Origin of the sequence: Microbacterium sp. Bi121 (assembly GCF_918698005.1) — a bacterium.
Classification (GTDB): Bacteria; Actinomycetota; Actinomycetes; order Actinomycetales; family Microbacteriaceae; genus Microbacterium.
Map to the genome: position 1 here is coordinate 199,392 of NZ_CAKKLJ010000005.1, position 16,189 is coordinate 215,580.

The following is a 16,189-nucleotide window of genomic DNA, read 5'->3' on the forward strand; positions in this document are numbered from 1 at the left end:
TCGTGGACCGCGACGACCCGACGTCGCCGGCATCCGTCTTCGCATCCGTCGACGTCGACGCGGATGCTGCCCGGCAGTGGATCGCTGACGGCCTCACGCGGCAGGCCGAGCTCGGCGAACGCCACGCGTTGAGCGCGAGTCAGCGCGCCGATCTGACTCAGCTGCTCAGCGGCACGTGGTGGGAGTCGATCTTCGAGAACGAGGGCGACGCCGACGAAGAGCCGCGCGCGCTGCTCGAACGCGCGCTGCCGCCGGTCGTCCGCGCCGCCGACCGGCTTCCGGCCGGTGGACTGGTCCTCTCCCTGTACCTGCGCAACCTCGTCAACAGCGCGTGGGCGCTCACGTGGGACCACGAGACGCTCGCACTCGCCATTCGCGTCGCGTGCGCGGCCGCCGCCGCCGCGCGGAAGCGCCGCGCCGATCCGCTGTGCACGCTCGGCTGGCACCTGCTGGAGTTCCTGCTGCTGGAGTTCCGCGTCGAATCCGCTCTGCTGGCGGGCCGGCTCGACATCGTGGACCGAGCGGCGGACGATGCAGTGGACGCTGCGGCCGTCATCGTCGAAGCCGTCCGAGCTCTGACGATCGACGACGCGGAGGAGCACGCCAGGCGAGGGCACGGTGTTCTCGAGGCCGAGGCGTCCAACGAGCTGGCCTATTACCGCACGGTCCGCGACGGCGCCCGCCTCGCACAGAGGATGCTGGAGGGCTTCGTCGGCGACGCTGACGAAGAGCTCGAACGCTTGCGCGTCCGCGTCGCGACCACTCCGTTCAACCCCGTCGACGCCAGCGAACTGCGCGGTCATCTGACGGCCATCGGGACGGTCTGCGTCTCTCAAGATCGCGACCGCCTCCACATCGACGAGGGGCGCGTGCGCTTCATATACCCGTTCGGGGTGCGCAGTCGTCACCATCAGACACACATCGAGATCACGGAATCGCTCGTCCTCGCTGCGCAGCGAAGACGAGCCGACGGCGGGACGATCGGCGGCGTGCCGATCAAGGGGGTGCGCCGACGTCTCGATCTGAGCGACGTGTGGCAGGGAACGGACAGCTTCGGGCGCGGCTATCGCGGTGCGACGATCGAGCTCGGCGACATCCGGGTCGAGCATCCGGGTAACGATCGAACGCCGCAGATCATCAGAACGCGTGTCCAGCTGTCTCATCTGGGAAACAATGCGATCATCTTCGAGATCGATCTGGCCGACCATGCGGCGCACCACGTGGCCGAGACCGTCCATCTCGCGACGCCTTCCTTCGGCGATCTCAGGGAGATTCCAGAACTGCTGCGCATGCGCAGCGACGCCGGCGACCTGGCCGGGCTGCCCCAGCTCGTCGACGATCTCCTCGACGACATCGGCGCACTCGATCCGGAGGCGACGGTCGCCGCACGCGAAGGATCGTTCGGCGTGATCACCAGTGTGCTCGCAGCGTCGAGGGTCCGTGGGCGCACACGGACGGCGCTCACGAGCGCTGGCGAGCTCCTCGATGTGTGGGGAAACCAGCCGCTCATCCACCCGTTGCCGAGCGGCGCAGCCAGCATCGCCGACTGGACGATGTACGACCTCGACGGCATCCACACCTGGTCTCTCCTGCATCTAAACAGCGAGATCCTCGCCTCCAACAGCAACGTCTCGCTGCTCGCGAGTCTCGGATCTCCGGATTTCGCCGTTCAGGACATCGAGAGCTTTCTGGAGTTCGCACACAGCATGCACGGCATGTACCAGGGCTGGCAGGACACGATCCGCTACTTCGCCGAGCAGATCGCTCAGTTGCTGCGCGATGCGGAACTGCTTCTGTCCCGTGCCGAGTCGACGCCGGACTCGGCCGACGCGCGCGCAGGCGCCATCGGCGAGCTGAACGAACTCGTGAACCGCGTCGAGCGCACCGAGTTGGCGCTGCAATCGTTCGTGCAGTCGAACGAGGCGATCATGCTGTTCATCGAATCGCCGACGATCGTGACCTCTCCCCCGCTGCGAGTCGACCTCGACACCGTCCTGAGATCGAACGGCTACACCCGACTTCGGGACGGCTTCACCCGGGCGGTGCGCGATGTGCTCGGTACCAGGCTGCAGCCGCTTCTGGAGGTCGTGCACCGGCGCATGGAGCAGGCCTTCGCCGCGGAGCAAGCGCTGCAGGTGCGCGAGCAGCGCGAGCACCAGGCAGCGATGGAGGAGATGCGCGAGGCGCGCGAGCGGCGCAACTCCCGGCTGCTCGAGCTGCTCGGCGCCGTATTCGCCGCGGTGGGGTTCGCCGGTCTCGCCTCGGTGCTCCAGGCCGGGCATCCGGAATGGGGCGCCGCTGAGGCGTGGGTGCTGTTCGCCGCAGTGCTCGGCCTGGCCGCGCTAACGGGTGCGGTGCTCGCCGCTGTCACGCGTGCCGGCCGCCGCAGCCGCCGCGGAAGCGGACCCCGAGATGAGCCCGGATGAGCATGCGCATCGAACCGACAGCGGATGCGCGCCTGCTCGAGACTGTCTATCTCGAGATCCTCGAGCCGAGCTTTCCCGCGAAGGAGCTCACCCCGCGCACCGCGTTCCTCGAGCAGGTGCGGGATGGTGATCTCGATGCGCTTGTCGCCCGTACGGACGGCGCAGTGTGCGGGGCGATCGTCGGCGAACGCGTCGGATCGACCGTCCTCATCGCCTGGCTCGCTGTGACAACGAACCGGCGCGACCGCGGCGTCGGTTCAGCGCTCCTGGCTGCCGGGATCGAGCGCTGGTCGGCATCACCGGACGTAGACCTCGTACTGGCGGAGATCGAGCGGCCCGACATGCATCTCGCGGACACCGCGTTCGGCGACCCGTATCGACGCATCGAGTTCTACGCGCGACACGGAGCGGCCGCACTCGTCATGCCCTACTACCAGCCGCCCATCTCCGAGGGGATGCCCCGGGTTCGCGGCCTCATCCTCGCACTCGTCGCCTCGGCCACCCGCGCACCCGTCCCACGGATGCTCGACGCCGCCGAAGCGGAAGCCCTTCGGGGCTACCTGCTGGAGACGTTCGGCCCCGCGCATCGCGCGCATCGCGGCGATGACGAGACGGTGCGCATACACGCCGCAGCCGGCGCCGCTGATGGCATCCGCGTCATCGCCCTGAACGACTACGAAGAGATTCCGGTCTGAGCACGCCTCAGCGTCAGTCGGCGCTCATCACCGACTGGACGGTGCCGTCCGAGGCGAGATTCACCAGCAGCACTTCGTCTGTGTCATCCGCATCGAGGGCGTACTCGAGGACGGCGAAGGGTTCGCTGCCGCCGTGCTCGTCGGCCAGGATCGTCATGCTCATCAGGCGGAGCGAGCGGATGATGTCGACGGCTGCGTCTCCGCTGACATCGATCAGCAGGTCAGGCAGATCCTCGCCGTAGGCCTCCTGCTGCTGCAGGATGAACTCGGTCACCTCACTCGTGCGATCGTCGACCTCGGCGAGCATGCCGCGGCGTGCCGTCGCATCCACGTTCTCGATCCCAGAGATCAGCGCGGCGGCGATGTCGAGGGCGTCGGGCGAGATGTCGTCCTGGTCCGGCGCGGTGAGGTCGACAGTCACCGTCTGGTCGCCGAGATCCACCGTCTCGCTCCAGAAGATCGATCCGTCCGGCCCCGAGGACAGGAGCCCGAAGTAGTCGTGTTCGATCGCCATAACGCTATGAAACCAGTCCGATCACTGCCCGACAAGGGATGCCACGAAGACATGCGGTGTGAATCCGGTGAGGTCGTCGATCCCCTCTCCCTGACCGAGGAGCTTCACCGGGATGCCGGTGCGCTCCTGCACCGCGAGAACGAAGCCGCCCTTGGCGGAACCATCGAGTTTTGTGATCACCAGACCGGTGACGCCGGCATGCTCGAGGAACGCCTCCGCCTGCATGACACCGTTCTGACCTGTGGTGGCATCGAGAACCAGCAGCACCTCGCTGATCGGTGCCTGCTTCTCGATCACACGGCGGATCTTGGACAGCTCGTCCATCAGCCCGCCCTTGGTGTGCAAGCGGCCGGCGGTGTCGATGATCGCGATCTCGATGCCTTCGCGCTGGGCGAATTCGATGGTCTGGTAAGCGACGGATGCCGGATCCTGGCCCTCCTGCTGCGGCCGGACGATGGCGGCTCCCCCGCGCTGCGCCCACGTGGCGAGCTGATCGACCGCCGCTGCACGGAACGTGTCCGCTGCACCGACGACGACGCTGCGCTGGTAACCGCGCAGGAACTTCGTGAACTTGCCGATCGTCGTGGTCTTGCCGACTCCGTTCACGCCCACGACGAGCACCACGGCCGGACGCTCGGTGAGTTTGAGCGTGGTGTCGAACTTCGCGAAATGCTCTTCGAGGGTCTCCCGCAGCATCCGCTGCAGATCCTTCGGATCGGTCGTGCGGTAGCGCTCGACCTTGTCTCGCAGCTCATCGACGATGCGCTCAGTGATATCGGGCCCGAAATCAGCGGTGATCAGAGCTGTCTCGAGGTCCTCCCACGTCGTCTCATCGATCGTGGGTTTGACGAACATGCCGCGCAGCGCGCGGCCGAGGGACCAGGACTTCTCCGCCATGCCTCCAGCCTATGCGGTGCCGGCCCCGTGCAGTTGCGGCGGACGCCGGATGCTCAGCTCGCGGCGGCGGCGCGATCGCCCACGCGCTGTCCGACCACAGCGGAGACGCCGTCCTGGCGCATCGAGACGCCGTACAGGGCGTCAGCGATCTCCATCGTGCGCTTCTGGTGGGTGATCACCAGCAGCTGCGAGCTCTCACGAAGCTGCTCGAACACGCTGAGAAGACGACCGAGGTTGGCGTCGTCCAGGGCCGCCTCGACCTCGTCGAGGATGTAGAACGGGCTCGGCCGCGCTTTGAAGATCGCTACCAGCAGCGCGACAGCCGCCAGCGACCTCTCGCCGCCGGAGAGCAGCGAGAGCCGCTCGATCTTCTTGCCGACGGGCCGGACCGACACCTCGATGCCTGTGGTGAGCATGTTGTCCGGATCGGTGAGCGAGATGCTGCCGGACCCGCCGGGGAACAGCAGCGGGAAGACCTCGCCGAACGCCTGCTTGGTGTCCTCGAACGCGCTCGCGAAGATCGTCTGCATGCGCTCGTCGAGGTCGGCGATGATCGTCAGCAGATCCTGCCTCGTCTGCGTGAGGTCGGCGAGCTGCTCGGTGAGGAACGCATGCCGCTGCTCGAGCGCGGCGAACTCCTCCAGAGCGAGCGGGTTCACGCGCCCCAGTTGCGAGAGCTTTCGCTCCGCCTCGGCGAGCCGACGCTCCTGCATGCGCCGGTCGTACGGGATCGCGGTGGGGTTGACGCCATCGATCGCGTCTGTGACCGGCTCGGCGAGCGGGTCGCGGGGAACGAGCTCATCCGGCCCATATTCCGCAATGAGAATATCTTCGTCGAGGGCCAGTTCGGATGCCACGCGCTCGAGCAGGCTCGTCAGGTGGAGCTTCTTCTCGTGGATCTGCAGCTCGAGGCCGTGCACGCTCTCAGTGAGGCCTGCGAGCCGTTCGCGCAGGGATGACTCCTGGGCACGGAGCGCCGTGAGCTCCTCGTTCTGCGCCGACCGCGCGCTCTCGGCACCGCTGAGTGCGACGCGCGCCTCGGTGACTGAACGATCCAGAGAATCCAGGATGCGGGGCAACTCAGCCGCGACCCCTGATGCCGCCTCCCGCTGCGCACGCCGGATCACAGCGCGACGTGCGGCCTCGGCAGCGGCATCCCGTTCCTGCTCGCGCTGACGCTCCAGGCCGGCGACCCGCGCCTGCGCCGCGCGCACCCGCTCGCGCAGTGTCTCGATCTCGAGGCGGGCGCGGACCTCGCCCTCGCGTGCACTCTCGAGCGCCTCGAGCAGACCATCGCGCGCCGAGGCATCGAGCACGGGGCGCGGTGTGGCCTCTGCCTGTTCGAGCTCGGCCGTCGCCGCTGCCGCAGCCGTCTCGGCATCCGAGACAGCAGCCTGGGCCTGGACGAGTCCGGTCTCGAGACGCTCGCACTCCGCGACTGCGGACTCATGCCGAACCGTCACACGGTTGACCTGCTCGGCGTGCGTCGCGAGCGCCGCGTCGTGCTCGCGCAGGGACCGAAGGGCGTCCTTCGCGTGTCGACGGGTGGTGTCGACACGCTCCGAGGCCTCTTCGCGCGCCTCCCGCAGCGAATCCACGATCACCCTCACCTCGGAGAGGCGCTCCTGCGCAGCATCGCGCTCGGCCGTCAGCTCGAGGCGTGAACGCTCTCCCCCGGCGCCCGTGCGCAGCGTCTGTGCCGTTATGACGTCTCCACCCGTCGTGACGATCGTGACGGCGGTGTCACCGAGCGCGTCCAGCGCGGTGCGTGCACGCCTGGCCGCATCGAGGTCGTCGGCGATGAGCACGTGCGAGAGCACGCCGAGCACGCCGTCCGGCGCGGTGACGACCGAGGCGGCAGGTGTGACACCTGCGACCTCTGGCAGATCCACCGAGCCGCGAAGCGCATCGGCGATCACGAAGTCCACGACGCCGCGCTTGTGCTCGACCGCCGAGGCGGCCAGTGCGTACGCGGCATCCGCATCATCGACGAGCACGCCCTCGGTGAGCGGCCCCAGCACGGCCGCGATCGCCGCTTCGAAGCCGGCGGTGACCTGCACCGCGTCGCCGACGAGACCCCGTACGCCGGCGGCTGCCGACTTCACGACCTCGGCGGCACCGCCGGAGAGCGACAGTGCGCTCGAAAGGGCCGATGCCTTAGCCGTGAGCGACTCGGCCTCGCGTTCGGCGGAGTGCAACCGCTCACGCAGCGCCTCCAGCTCGCCCTCCGCAGCCGTCGCGTTGCGCTGCGCGGTCTCATACGCCGCCGCGTGCTCGGCCGCGCTGCCCTCCGGCGCTTCGGCGTCCTCGAACTGCTCGAGCGCCTCTGCGGCCTCACGACGACGCTCGTTCGCGGCTTCGAGCGCGTTCTCCTGGCGCACGACAGCGCCGCGTACGGCGGCCAGTGCGGATGCCGCGGCCTCGGCTGTCCCTCGCAACGCGCTCAAGCGCATGTCGTGCTGAGAGACGAGCGCGCTCTGCTCGGCGATGTCGACATCCAGGGTGTCGAGCTCGGCTCGTGCGCCGATGACCTCGCGGCTCGCCGCCGAGGCTGCGTCCTGCGCGTCGCCGAGTCCGGCGGATATCTCCGTGATCTGATCCTTGGCCTCGTCGATGGTCGCCTGCGTCACGGTCACTGATGCGACTGCAGCATCGTCCTCCTCGGAGCCGAGGAGCGCGAGCCGCTGATTGGCCAGCGTGTACAGGGACCGCATCCGCTCCTGGACCTGCTCGAGTCCGAACGCCACTCGCCGGGCCTCGTCGACGGCGGCCGAGTTCTGATCGGCCTCGAGCTTCGCGATCCCTGACCGGACGGTGTCGGACTGCTCCGTGAGCACGAGTCGCTCGGTGTGGCGCTCCTGCTCCGTACGCGCATGATCGGCGAGGGATGTCCGAAGCGCGACGACGTCATCCGCGAAGATCCTCGCCTTGGCATCGCGCACGACCGCGGCGATCGTCTGCGCCTCTCTGGCGATCTCGGCCTGCCGCCCCAGCGGCTTCAACTGGCGTCGGATCTCGCCCGCGAGGTCGCTGAGCCGGGTGAGGTTGGCCTCCATGGCGTCGAGCTTGCGGAGAGTCTTCTCCTTGCGCCGCCGGTGCTTCAGGATGCCGGCTGCTTCTTCGATGAACCCTCGACGGTCCTCCGGCGAGGCCTGCAGGACCGTGTCGAGCCGGCCCTGACCGACGATGACGTGCATCTCACGGCCGAGGCCCGAGTCGCTCAGCAGCTCCTGCACATCGAGCAGGCGGCAGTTGGATCCGTTGATCGCGTACTCGCTCGAACCGTTGCGGAACAGCGTGCGGCTGATGGTGACCTCTGCGAACTCGATCGGCAGCGCTCCATCGCTGTTGTCGATCGTCAACTGCACCTCGGCGCGACCGAGCGGGCCGCGAGTGGAGGTGCCGGCGAAGATGACGTCCTCCATCTTGCCGCCGCGAAGCGTCTTGGCGCCCTGCTCTCCCATGACCCAGGCGAGCGCATCGACGACGTTCGACTTTCCGGAGCCGTTCGGCCCGACGATGCAGGTGACTCCGGGCTCGAAGACGAACGTCGTGGGTTGCGCGAAAGACTTGAAGCCCTTGAGGGTCAGGCTCTTCAGATGCATGGGCGCACCGCCCGGGGAGCGAGAGGACGTCCAGCGAGAATCACGCGGCAACGCTATCGGAATTCCGCGGTTTCCCCGGCATCCCGCGCTGCGGGGAGCCGGATCCCTGAAGCGCACGACACGCCGATGGAGGAACAAATGCTTGACGTCCTGGCGGATCAGGCACTAACTTTGCAACCCGGATCGCTCACGAAAGGAGGACGCTCATGATTTCCACAATCAACACCGCAGCAGCTGCAGGCTTCGATACCGCGCACACTGTCGGCAAGGCGTCCTCGGCATTCGGCGTCCGTCGCAGCGCGCTCGCGTAGAACCGCAGCCAGAGGTCTCCGCCGATTCCGGCTGACCTCCACCGGTTCCGCAGCCCCGTGCATCCGTCGGTCTCTTCGACCGTCTGCATGCCCCAGGTGACCTCTCCATCCTTCGAGATCGCACCTGCGCCCCCGCCACCCGCGGGTCAGACGCATCACTCCTTCCGCACCGTTCGACAAGAAACGAGCACTCTCGTGAGTACCCAAACGCTGCTTCGCAGCACCGCCCACCCACCATGTCCGCAGGAACAGGAGATCCTCGAGATCGCCGTCCCCGCAGACCGAACCGAACTGGCCCTCACCGACCGGCTGTCGCTGCGTCTCGGTCTCTGGCTGATGCTGCGAACGCAGCGCCAGCGCCGCAACCGGAACACCACGATGAGCCGCGATGAGGCTCTGCGCCTGCTCAGCGCCCGCCGCAACGCGGGCATCGAACACTTCACCGACCGTGAGAGCCTCGCCATGCTCACGTACGACATGCAGCGCCACATGCTGTGACCCTGGAGTCCCGATGAGCATTCGACTGAACGAAACCGCGACGCTGCATCCGCTCGAGCTTCCCGCTCGGGCGGATGCAGCGCCCACCGATCTCGTCCGCACTTACGCCGACGTGCGCAACCGGTCCATCCGCGAAGTCAGCGGACGTTCCGACGAAGACATGAGTGCCGAGTCGCTGCTGCCCCTGCTCCGCTCGACTCCGGAGTTCACGCGGCGCCAGTGGTGCGTGCGGGACGGCGGAGACATGGTCGGCGTCGCGACTCTGAACATCATGGCCGACGCGGACGGGCGCACCGCGATCACCGTCATCAGCCTGCTGCGCAGCGCCTGGGGCCGCGGCATCGGCTCCGCCGTGCTGCCGCATATCGAGCGCGTGGCCAGGGATGCCGGTGTCGTCCGTCTTCTCGTCTGGGTCGAGCATCCGGCATCCGACGAACCGGCGCTCGCCGCGCCGACCGGATTCGGTGAGATCCCCCGCGACCACCACGCCCGCTTCCTGCTCCGGCACGGATTCTCGCTCGAGCAGGTCGAGCGGGTCAGTATGCTCACCTGGTCGGATGCCGTGGTCGACCGCATCCGCGCCGCACGAGCGGTCGCCGAGCAGAAGTCCGCCGGTTACCGCGTGGTGCAGTGGATGCTGCCGACGCCTGCCGAGCACGTCTCCGGGTACGCCTGGATGAAGGAGCACATGTCCACCGACGTCCCGGACGCCGACCTGGGCATGCCGCCGGAGAAGTGGGACGCCGAGCGGGTCGCCAGGCACGACGAGCGATATGCACAGCGCGGCACCACCGTGCTGGTCACAGCGGCCGAGCACATCGCCACCGGCGAACTGTGCGCATACAACGAACTGGCGATCGACACCGACCCCGGCGACACCTCGCATCAGGAAGACACGCTCGTGCTGGCATCCCATCGCGGTCACCGTCTGGGCATGCTCGTCAAGACCGCTGGGCTCCTCGCATGGCACGATCAGCATCCGGATTCACCCGGCGTTATCACCTACAACGCCGAGGAGAACCGTCCGATGCTCGACATCAACGAGGCCATCGGATTCGCGCCCATCTCGTACGAGGGCGCCTGGAAGAAGGAACTGCAATGACCGACACGACACTGGTCGATCTCGTCATCACCGACATGATCGTCCCCACCCGCGCCGACGCGTCGGATGGTGCGGAGTTCCGCGCCATGGTCGAACTCGGCAATCGCTCGGCGGAACTCGACGCCGGCATCGACGACCTCAGCGACACCCCGGAGCAGGTGCTCCCTGGGTGGCTCGATCAGACCGATCGCCTGCGCCGCGGCTTCATCGCACGACGCGGAGGCGAGATCGTGGGAGCGGCCGTGCTCACCACCGCGTCTGCTGCAGGGACGACCGCGGCCGAGCTCGAGCTCATGGTCGTCCCGCCGCACTGGCAGACCGGGGTCGGGAGGGCTCTTCTCGAGCGCACCGAGCAGGAGGCGAACGCACTGGGGCGCACCGTGCTGCACCTGTGGACCCTGCATCCGACGACGAGGACCGACGGGATGCTGTCACCGGCCACCGGGTGGGGCGAGGTGGCTCCGACGTCGCTGAGCGAACTCCTGGCAGCGAGCGGATACGCACTCGAGCAGGTGGAGCGCAACAGCGTGCTGCTGCTCGACGGCCCCCTCGAGATGGCAGAGCAGCGGCTCGCCGAGGCAACGGCGTTCGCCGGGCCGGAGTACCGCGTGGTCGCGTGGACCCTGCCCACGCCGCCGGAGTTCCGGAGCGGCTACGGCGGGGTCATCGCGCGGATGGCAACGGACGTGCCGAGCGGCGATCTCGAAATCGATGAGGAGGTCTGGGACGACGGGCGCGTGGCGCGTCGCGATGCGACGCTTCTCGCGGGCGGGCAGACGATGTCGGTCGCGGCCGTCATCCACGAGCCGACAGGAGACATGGTCGCATTCAACGAGCTTCTGATCGGCGCGGACAGAACCGGGGTCACGCACCAGTGGGGAACGCTCGTCACGAAGGAGCACCGAGGAAAGCGGCTCGGCACGATCGTGAAGTGCGCGAACCTGCTGCGCTGGCGCGATGTCGCCCCCGAGTCTCCCAAGATCTCGACGTTCAACGCAGAGGAGAACCGTCCGATGCTCGACATCAACGAGGCGATCGGCTTCGTGCCGGCGTCGTACGCCGGTGCGTGGCAGAAGCGTCTGCGCTGAGGCATGACCTGACCCTCGTGACCGGCCGTAGATCATCCTCTCGGTGTATCTTCGGCCGGTCATGTCGGTCGGCAGGCTGACGACGTCGACCCGGCGACTGACGATGCTGGAAGCATGAACTCTCCCGTCATCGAAGCGCAGTCCCTCGTCAAGGCCTTCGGGCCGACCACGGCCCTCGCCGGCGTAGACCTCACCGTCCGAGGCGGTGAGTCCGTCGCGATCATGGGGGCATCCGGATCGGGCAAGACCACGCTCCTGCATGTGCTCGCCGGCATCACCGCCCCCGGCACCGGACAGGTCCGGTTCACGCCGGCAGATGGCTCCCCGGTCGACGTGACCGCGATGAATGAACGCGATCGTTCGCGCCTGCGCAGGGAGTCCTTCGGGTTCGTCTTCCAGCAGGGGCTGCTCATTCCTGAGCTCACCGCGATCGAGAACGTCGCGCTTGCGCTGATGATCAACGGGACTCCGCGCCGCCGGGCCCTCGAGCACGCAGCGGGGTGGATGGCATCGCTCGGTCTCGCCGGATTCGAGGAGCGCCGCATCGGTGAGTTGTCGGGCGGGCAGGCTCAGCGCGTCGCGATCGCGCGATCGCAGGTCACCGGCGCAGAGCTCGTCTTCGCCGATGAGCCGACCGGAGCGCTCGATTCACAGACCTCCGCGGACGTCATGGATGCGCTGCTGTGGTCGACGACAGGGCAGGGCCGCACGCTGATCGTGGTGACGCACGACGCTGAGGTCGCTGCGCGCTGCTCTCGCACGGTGCACATGCGTGACGGCGGCATCGTCGCAGGTGAAGTGTCCGCCGCGGTGAACGAGGCGCGGTCGTGAACGCCCGCGTGCTCGCCCTGCTGCTGCGTCCTGCCCCCGGCCGCAGCGGTGTCGTCGCGCTGCCGGCGACTGCCTTCGCGCTGGTGACGTCGCTCGTGCTCGTCGTGGTGGGCGGGGCCCAGGCGTTCTGGACGTGGACCGATCCGGATGCCGGTCTCTACCAGGCGCTCGCCGCGATCGCGCTGGTCCTCCTGATCGTTCCGCTCGCCGGTCTCGGCGGCGCGGCGGCCAGGCTGTCAGCGCGCCGCAGGGATGAGCGCCTGTCGACGCTGCGTCTTCTGGGGGTCTCCCCCGCCGGCGTCGTGGGCGCGACGGTTCTCGAATCTACGCTGGTGGCGGCATCCGGCGCCGTGCTCGGAGCTGTCGCGTATCTCGCCGCGGCACCGCTGGTCGGCATGATCCCGTTCCGCGGATCGCCGCTCGGGCTGGATGCCGTGACGCTCCCTCCCCTGGCGATCACCGGGGTCGCAGCCGGCGTCACCGCGCTGGCGGGAGCGAGCGCGGCGATCGGTCTGCGCCTGGTCGTGATCTCACCGCTCGGAGTGCGAACGCGGACTGCGGTACCGCGTGTGCACTGGATCCGCTGGGTCATCGCGGTCGGAGTCGTCGTCCTCGCCTTCGCCACCATGCAGTTCTTCCCCGGTACCGCCGGCCTGATGATCACGATCGTCGTCGTGGCCGGCATGTTCGCCGCTGCGCTCGCCGTGCTGAACCTGATCGGGCCGTGGGCGCTGAAGGTGCACGCCAACCGCACGCTGCACCGAGCGGAGGTGCCCACGAAGCTGCTGGCAGCGCGGCTCGTCCTCGACTCGCCGAAAGCGGCGTGGCGTCAGGTGAGCGGTGTTGCGATGGCGAGCTTCATGGCCGTGTTCGCCGGTACTGGCGTCGCGATGGTCGACGCCATGAGCGCGCCGGGCGCCGGTGCCGAGGCGTACCTGGGCGCAGACATCCGCACCGGCCTGATCATCACCCTGATCGCGTCGTTCCTCATGGTCGCCGTCTCGGTCGGGGTGAACCAGGCCTCGAGCATCCTCGACCAGCGCGAACTGCACCGAAGCCTGCACTTCCTCGGCCTGCCTGTGGAGACGGTCGACCGCGCGCGAACCCGTGCCGTGATGGCACCGCTGCTGCTCACTGCGATCGGGTCCGCCCTGTGCGCCGGCGTGCTCGTCCTGCCGCTGATCGGAATCGCTCTGATCGTCCAACCCGTCTCGATCCTCACGATCGTCGCCGTGCTCGCCGCCGGCGTCGGGATCGTCTGGCTCAGCACCCGGCTCACCCGTCCGCTGCTGGGTCGAGCGTTCGTGGACGCCTGACCAGTCGCTCCGCTACCAGCGTCGTCTCTGGCACCGCGGACAGTAGTGCGAGCTGCGATTCATGAATGCGTCGCGGCGGATCTCGCCACCGCACCGAGGACACGGCTGACCGCCGCGACCATAGGCGTTGAGCGAATGGGCGAAGTACCCGGCCTGGCCGTTGACGTTCACGTACTGCGCATCGAAGCTCGTCCCGCCTTCAGCGAGGGCCTTCTCGAGAACGAAACGCGCTTCACCGAGCAGCCGGCGTACGGCCTGCGAAGACAGGGCACTGCCCTGGGTCTCCGGGTGGATGCGGGCCGCCCACAGAGCCTCGTCAGCGTAGATGTTGCCGACGCCGCTGATGACGGTCTGATCGAGGAGGATGCGCTTGATCGCACTCGAGCGCCGACGCACCGAGGCGATGAAGCCCGCATCGTCGAACGCAGGATCCAGGGGGTCGCGCGCGATGTGGCTGACCTGTGTCGGGACGAGATCCGCGCCGTCGGCGACGAGGATGTCGACGGCGAGAGAGCCGAACGTCCGCTGGTCGGCGAACACGACCGCGAGATCGCCGTGGCGCGGGTGCAGGATGCCGATGCGGATGCGCTCATGACGCTCGAGTGGAGCGTTCGGAGAACGCAGCAGGAGCTGGCCGCTCATGCCCAGATGTGCCGTGAGCGCAGCGGTGCCGCCCGCGAGCGGGAGCCAGAGGAACTTGCCGCGTCGCTCGGCGGCGATGATCGAAGCGCCTTCGAGACGTCCGACGAAGTCGGCCGCCCCTGCGGGGTGCCGCGTGAGCGCCCGCTCGTCGACGACGGAGACGCTGGTGATCCCGGCGCCGATGACAGCTGGGGCGAGGCCGGAGCGGACGACCTCGACTTCGGGAAGTTCAGGCACGGCGCTTTTCAGGCACGCTCGCTGAGCGCGCGCCAGACCGCCAGTGCGCCCGCCATCTCAGCGGTCTTCTTGCTGGTGCCGTCGCCGCGCATGCTGACGCCTGCCGCTGTGACCGTCGCGGTGAACCGTCGATCGTGGTCGGGACCGGATGCCGACACCGTGTACGCGGGCGGGGCTGCGCCCAATCGTGCGGCCAGCTCCTGCAGACTCGTCTTGGGATCCATGGCGGCACCGTAGCGCTCGGGGTCGGCGAGCAGAGGCGCGGTCAGCCGAAGCACGAGTTCGGTTGCGGCCTCCGGGCCCGCCGACAGATACGTGGCGCCGAAGACCGCCTCCATCGTGTCGGCGAGGATCGAATCCTTGTCGCGCCCACCCGTCTGCTCCTCGCCGCGTCCGAGCAGGAGGTGGTCCCCTAGGCCGATGCTGCGGGCGACCTCAGCGAGAGCGACCGTCGATACGACACTGGCACGTCGCTTGGCGAGCTGGCCCTCGTCGAGGTCAGGGTGCGTCGTGAACAGCATCACCGTCACGGCTTGACCCAGCACGGAGTCGCCGAGGAACTCGAGTCGCTCGTTGTGCGGGATGCCGCCGTGCTCATAGGCGTACGAGCGGTGGGTCAGCGCCAACGCAAGCAGCTCAGGGTCGATATCGACCCTGAGCTCAGCTGCGAGAGGCGCCGTCCCCCTGGGGACGTCTGTCACGATCGTGAGACCGTGATCAGATGTCGGCGACCTTGCGGCCCTTGTACTCGAGGAACAGCTCGGTGCCCTGCGAGTCGGTGACGACCTTCGCCTGGTGCGGGCGGCTGTAGACGACCTTGCCGTTCTCGACGGTCTTGACGAGCGGGGTGGGCTCGGCCTTCCACTGCGCGCGACGCGAGCGGGTGTTCGAACGGGAAACCTTGCGCTTCGGGGGGTTACCGGCCATGGCTAACTCTCTTCTGTGTTCTCGGGATCGCGGCCATCTGCCGCGCTCCCCTGGTCTGCGATCTGTCGGAGCGCACTCCATCGAGGATCGATGGGGGCGTCTTCCTCTGCCCTGGTGTCATCTGTCCGCCGCTCACCCGTATTCGGGTCGAGCCCGGGGCAATCCGGCTGACACACCGGCTGAAATGGAAGCGCCAGTACTGCCGCCTCCCTGACCAGAGTTTCAAGATCCACGTGGTCGTCTTGAACCTCGAAGTCAGTTTCTTCCTGTCCAGGATACGCGAAAAGCTCCTGGAACTCGACTTCGACAGGCTCAGAGATGTCCGTGAGGCATCTGCCGCACACACCGGTGTACTCGGCATCCGCTGTTCCGGAGACGAGAATGCCCTCGTGCACGGACTCCAGGCGGACCTCGAGATCGATGTCGGCGCCGGCGGGGTACGAGACGATGCCCTCACCCCACTGCTCGGCGATGGCGACGGAGAACTGGTGCTCGCGCATCTCGCCGGGGTGATGGACGATGTCGCGTACGGGCACCACGAAGGGTCCGTTGAGTCGAGTCTTCACACGACAATGCTACGCGTATCAGAGGTTGCGGGCGCCCGTGTCGAGGAAAGCGGCGACCGCGGGCGGGACGAACGGGGCGATGTCGCCACCGAGCCCGGCGACCTGCCGGACGAGCGAACTCGACACCATCGCATGCGAGGGATCCGGCAGCAGGAACACGGTCTCGATGTCGGCGAGGTGGCGGTTGACGATCGCCATCGGCGACTCGTAGGCGACGTCGATCTGAGAGCGGATGCCCTTGACCAGGACGCCGGCGTTGACGTCGCGGGCGTAGTCGACCAGGAGTCCCATGCTCCAGGACCCGACGACGACGTTGCCGTCGATGCAGTCCTCCTGAATGGACTGCTCGAGCAGCGACAGACGCTGCGCGATCGGCAGCATCGCCTCCTTGCCGGGGTTGTGCACGACCAGCACGTGCAGCTCGTCGTACAGCTTCGCCGCGCGACGGATCACGTCGAGGTGACCGAGAGTGGGCGGGTCGAAAGAACCAGGGACGACGGCGATCCGGCTGCTCATGCCTTTCACCCTATTGCA

At 67.9% G+C, this 16,189-nt stretch carries 15 protein-coding genes; 7 read left to right on the forward strand and 8 right to left on the reverse strand.

All coding sequences use genetic code 11. The features are described 5' to 3' along the window. Window positions 1-2: 2 nt before the first annotated feature. Both LQZ87_RS09950 and LQZ87_RS09955 read left to right on the forward strand, forming a co-directional pair. Window positions 3-2,426: a hypothetical protein gene (locus LQZ87_RS09950; protein WP_230103311.1), complete on the forward strand. Its 2,424-nt coding sequence runs from the start codon at window positions 3-5 to the stop codon at window positions 2,424-2,426. Further along, window positions 2,423-3,121 carry a GNAT family N-acetyltransferase gene (locus LQZ87_RS09955; RefSeq protein ID WP_230103312.1) on the forward strand — a complete coding sequence of 233 codons (699 nt, stop codon included), beginning with the start codon at window positions 2,423-2,425 and terminating at the stop codon, window positions 3,119-3,121. Before LQZ87_RS09950 ends, LQZ87_RS09955 begins: the two co-directional genes overlap by 4 nt. A gap of 13 nt (window positions 3,122-3,134) precedes the next feature. On the opposite strand, the gene LQZ87_RS09960 is transcribed toward LQZ87_RS09955, so the two are convergent. From LQZ87_RS09960 to smc, 3 genes are read right to left on the reverse strand one after another with little or no spacing between them, the layout of a single operon-like run. Then, window positions 3,135-3,635 (reverse strand): DUF2004 domain-containing protein, encoded by a 501-nt coding sequence (locus tag LQZ87_RS09960; RefSeq protein ID WP_230103313.1) that lies wholly within the window; start codon window positions 3,633-3,635, stop codon window positions 3,135-3,137. Between the two features lie 21 nt (window positions 3,636-3,656). Further along, window positions 3,657-4,532, reverse strand: a complete 876-nt coding sequence (gene ftsY, locus LQZ87_RS09965) for a signal recognition particle-docking protein FtsY (protein WP_230103314.1) — start codon at window positions 4,530-4,532, stop codon at window positions 3,657-3,659. Between the two features lie 53 nt (window positions 4,533-4,585). Further along, a complete protein-coding gene (smc, locus tag LQZ87_RS09970; protein ID WP_230103315.1) occupies window positions 4,586-8,137 on the reverse strand; it encodes a chromosome segregation protein SMC in 3,552 nt (1,183 codons plus the stop codon). Window positions 8,138-8,643: 506 nt separating this feature from the next. Here smc and LQZ87_RS09975 point away from each other — a divergent pair. The 5 genes from LQZ87_RS09975 (at window position 8,644) to LQZ87_RS09995 (ending at window position 13,283) form a co-directional block, all read left to right on the forward strand. Further along, complete coding sequence (locus LQZ87_RS09975; RefSeq protein ID WP_230103316.1) at window positions 8,644-8,946, forward strand: hypothetical protein; 303 nt, start codon at window positions 8,644-8,646, stop codon at window positions 8,944-8,946. A 13-nt stretch (window positions 8,947-8,959) separates the two neighbouring features. Further along, window positions 8,960-10,048, forward strand: coding sequence for a GNAT family N-acetyltransferase (locus LQZ87_RS09980; RefSeq protein WP_230103317.1), 1,089 nt, complete (start codon window positions 8,960-8,962; stop codon window positions 10,046-10,048). Continuing rightward, window positions 10,045-11,136, forward strand: a complete 1,092-nt coding sequence (locus LQZ87_RS09985; RefSeq protein WP_230103318.1) for a GNAT family N-acetyltransferase — start codon at window positions 10,045-10,047, stop codon at window positions 11,134-11,136. The genes LQZ87_RS09980 and LQZ87_RS09985 overlap by 4 nt, the downstream gene beginning before the upstream one ends. A 114-nt stretch (window positions 11,137-11,250) precedes the next feature. Next, window positions 11,251-11,967: an ABC transporter ATP-binding protein gene (locus tag LQZ87_RS09990; protein WP_230103319.1), complete on the forward strand. Its 717-nt coding sequence runs from the start codon at window positions 11,251-11,253 to the stop codon at window positions 11,965-11,967. Beyond that, window positions 11,964-13,283 carry a permease gene (locus LQZ87_RS09995; RefSeq protein WP_230103320.1) on the forward strand — a complete coding sequence of 440 codons (1,320 nt, stop codon included), beginning with the start codon at window positions 11,964-11,966 and terminating at the stop codon, window positions 13,281-13,283. The genes LQZ87_RS09990 and LQZ87_RS09995 overlap by 4 nt, the downstream gene beginning before the upstream one ends. 12 nt (window positions 13,284-13,295) lie before the next feature. On the opposite strand, the gene mutM is transcribed toward LQZ87_RS09995, so the two are convergent. The 5 genes from mutM to coaD form a co-directional block, all read right to left on the reverse strand. Continuing rightward, window positions 13,296-14,162 (reverse strand): bifunctional DNA-formamidopyrimidine glycosylase/DNA-(apurinic or apyrimidinic site) lyase, encoded by an 867-nt coding sequence (gene mutM, locus LQZ87_RS10000; RefSeq protein WP_230103321.1) that lies wholly within the window; start codon window positions 14,160-14,162, stop codon window positions 13,296-13,298. An 8-nt stretch (window positions 14,163-14,170) separates the two neighbouring features. Then, on the reverse strand, window positions 14,171-14,863 hold the full coding sequence (gene rnc, locus LQZ87_RS10005) for a ribonuclease III (protein ID WP_230103322.1): 693 nt from the start codon (window positions 14,861-14,863) through the stop codon (window positions 14,171-14,173). 16 nt (window positions 14,864-14,879) lie between these two features. Continuing rightward, the gene (rpmF, locus tag LQZ87_RS10010) at window positions 14,880-15,089 is read right to left on the reverse strand and encodes a 50S ribosomal protein L32 (RefSeq protein WP_196323994.1); all 210 of its coding nucleotides are present in this window, start codon (window positions 15,087-15,089) and stop codon (window positions 14,880-14,882) included. Window positions 15,090-15,091: 2 nt separating this feature from the next. Continuing rightward, entirely contained in the window at window positions 15,092-15,589 is a 498-nt protein-coding gene (locus LQZ87_RS10015; RefSeq protein WP_230103450.1) for a DUF177 domain-containing protein, read from the reverse strand. A gap of 84 nt (window positions 15,590-15,673) precedes the next feature. Continuing rightward, window positions 15,674-16,171, reverse strand: coding sequence for a pantetheine-phosphate adenylyltransferase (gene coaD, locus LQZ87_RS10020; RefSeq protein WP_230103323.1), 498 nt, complete (start codon window positions 16,169-16,171; stop codon window positions 15,674-15,676). Window positions 16,172-16,189 lie beyond the last annotated feature (18 nt).